Here is a 790-nt window from a genome sequence, read left to right on the forward strand (position 1 = left end):
TTCAGGCGGTGCGGCCGACCAGCAGGTCCGCCAGCTTGTTCAGGCGGCGGACCGTGCGGTCCTCCGTCGCGGCCGGTGCCGGGGCGACCCGCTCGTCGCGGTCGTAGTAGGCGCCGTTGACGATCTCGACGGCCGGGTCGCACAGCCGGACCACGTGCGCGGCGCCCTCGGCGGGGGAGGTGCCCTCGTGGGCGTAGAGCGGCAGCAGCGTGGTGTCGCAGACGCCCGGGTGGACGGAGACGGCGGTGACGCGCGGGTCGGCCGCGAAGACGGTGAGGGCGAGCTGCGACTGGGCGTAGGCGGCGAGGCGCGAGTAGCGGCGGGCGCGGTTGGGGTCGGCCCAGCTGATGGAGCCCGTGCGGTGCAGCGAGGAGGACACGTTCACCACCCGGCCGCCGGGGTCGCTGGTGAGCGCCGGCTCCAGCAGGCAGGTCAGCAGGTAGTGGGCGAGGAAGTTGACCTGGAAGGCGATCTCGTTGCCGTCGGCGGTGACGGTGTGCCGCTCGGGGGCGGCCATGCCCGCGTTGTTGACGAGGACGTCCAGGCACGGGTGTTCCGTGACGACCGTGCGGGCCAGCGTCTCGACCTCCTCCAGGTGGGTGAAGTCGGCTCCGTACGACCGCAGTCGGCCGGCCGGGACGCCCGCGGTGGCGACCAGGCGGTCCGCGGCCGCCCGCGCCTGTGCCGTCGTACGGCCGTGCAGCAGCACGGTGGCGCCGCGTTCGGCGAGCTGCCGCGCGGTCTCGTGGCCGATGCCGGAGGTGGCTCCGGTGACCAGCACGGTACGGGA

At 74.4% G+C, this 790-nt stretch carries 1 protein-coding gene; it reads right to left on the reverse strand.

Translation table 11 applies throughout. The features are described from left to right. Position 1: 1 nt before the first annotated feature. Positions 2-790, reverse strand: a 789-nt coding sequence (locus tag ADK64_RS07275; RefSeq protein ID WP_053656267.1) for an SDR family NAD(P)-dependent oxidoreductase, incomplete at its 5' end; no start/stop codon positions are given.

Source organism: Streptomyces sp. MMG1121, from assembly GCF_001280015.1.
GTDB lineage: Bacteria > Actinomycetota > Actinomycetes > Streptomycetales > Streptomycetaceae > Streptomyces.